Source organism: Bradyrhizobium guangdongense, from assembly GCF_006483445.1.
GTDB lineage: Bacteria > Pseudomonadota > Alphaproteobacteria > Rhizobiales > Xanthobacteraceae > Bradyrhizobium > Bradyrhizobium guangdongense_A.
The window spans coordinates 1-1,604 of sequence record NZ_PPPT01000345.1; the positions used below are offsets into that span (position 1 = coordinate 1).

Annotated in this window: 3 protein-coding genes; 1 reads left to right on the top strand and 2 read right to left on the bottom strand. The window is 67.1% G+C overall.

All coding sequences use genetic code 11. The features are described from left to right. The coding region (locus tag C2U70_RS32715; RefSeq protein ID WP_186294605.1) for a DUF188 domain-containing protein at nucleotides 1-297 on the bottom strand (297 nt) is incomplete at its 3' end. Between the two features lie 109 nt (nucleotides 298-406). On the opposite strand from C2U70_RS32715, the gene C2U70_RS32720 reads away from it, so the two are divergent. Beyond that, nucleotides 407-1,207 (top strand): hypothetical protein, encoded by an 801-nt coding sequence (locus C2U70_RS32720; RefSeq protein WP_140982920.1) that lies wholly within the window; start codon nucleotides 407-409, stop codon nucleotides 1,205-1,207. On the opposite strand, the gene C2U70_RS32725 is transcribed toward C2U70_RS32720, so the two are convergent. Then, the coding region (locus C2U70_RS32725) for an LmrA/YxaF family transcription factor (protein WP_186294606.1) at nucleotides 1,204-1,604 on the bottom strand (401 nt) is incomplete at its 5' end. The two genes, C2U70_RS32720 and C2U70_RS32725, sit on opposite strands and share 4 nt — an antisense overlap.

Consider the following 1,604-nt stretch of genomic DNA (forward strand, 5'->3'; position numbering starts at 1 on the left):
GCCGTTCGGCGCGATCACGTCGGCGCCCGCCTTCACGCAGCGGCTGGCAAGCGGAATGTCTGATGTCACGACGATGTCGCCGGCGCCCGCCCGTTCGGCGATCCAGTCGTCGGCGGCGTCCATGCCGCTGCCTGCCGCGATCCGCTCGATCAGCGGGTCCTGCGGCACGCGGATGAAATTGCCGGCGGCCACGCTCACCGGCAGGGCGTGCCTGGCCGCGACGCGGTAGATCTCGTCCTTCACCGGGCAGGCGTCGGCATCGACATAGATGCGGGTGATGCTGGAAATATCGGTCATTCCGCGGCGTGGTACCGCATTCGGGCCGCAAAGGCGAGGGGATTGACCGGGGTTCCCGGGGCCGTACGATCAGGGCCGAAACAACAAGAATCTGGGAAGGGCGGACGCCATGCCGAACCGGTTAGAGACCTACCGCGTCGAGGCCTACAACACCGCAAAACAATCCGAAAACAAGATGCACGACGACACGGTGGCGCGCCGCTTCGGCTTTTCCGGCGGGCTGGTGCCGGGTGTCGACGTCTTCGCCTACATGATGCACGTGCCAATCGCGCGCTGGGGCCGCGATTTTCTTGAGCGAGGGCTGATCGAGGCGCGCTTCATCAAGCCGGTCTATGACGGCGAGACCGCCGATGTCGACGCGACCGAGCACAATGGCCTCTTGACGATCGAGGTCTTTAGCCGGACCGAGCTCTGCGCGACCGGGACCGCGTCGCTGCCGGCGGCCGCGCCCGCGGTTGCGCTGGGTGACTACGTCGCGGTGCCTCCCGTGGCCGAGCGCAAGCCCGTCAGCCCCGCGACGTTTGAGGAAGGCAAATGGCTGGGCACCACGCCACGCCGCTGGGCCGGGCAGGACGCGCAAAACTATCTCGCCGATATCAGGGAGAGCGACCCGGTTCTTGCGCGAGAAGGGCTCGGCCACCCTGGCCTGATCCAGCGGGTGATGAATCGCGTGCTCGTCGACAACACGATTCTGGGCCCATGGATTCACGTCGGCAGCCGCATGCAGCTTCTCGCAGCCGCACGCACCGGCGACGAGATCACTGCGCGCGCCAAGGTCACGGCGAATTACGAGAAGAAGGGCCACCGTTTCGTCGAGCTCGACGCGCTTGTCGTCGCCAACGGCACGACGCCGATCGCGCATTGCCAGCACACCGCGATCTACCAGCCGCGCGAGCAGGCGGCGGCTTAGGGGACGTTTACGCCCGCGTTCCGCAGCAGCACCTTTGCCGCCTCCCGCGCCGCGCGGGCCATCGCGGGATCGTCGCGCACGAGGTCCTGCGCGATCGCGCCGTCCACCAGCAGCACGAGCTGGGTCGCGAGCGCGTCGGCGTCCTTGACGCCGAGCTCGTTCAGCCGGTCGCGAAACCAGACGCGGCGGCTTTCCTTGAAGGCGATGGCGATCTTCTTCACCGCACGGTCTTCGTTGCCAAGTTCAGCGACCGCGTTCACGAACGGACAGCCGCGAAAGTCTTTCGCTGCGAATCGCTTCTCCAGCGAATCGAAGGTCGCGAGGATCTGCTCGGCCGGCGGCTTCTCGGACGGGCGGGGCGCAACGAAGCGGCGCTCCAGATAGGCCGCGATCAGCG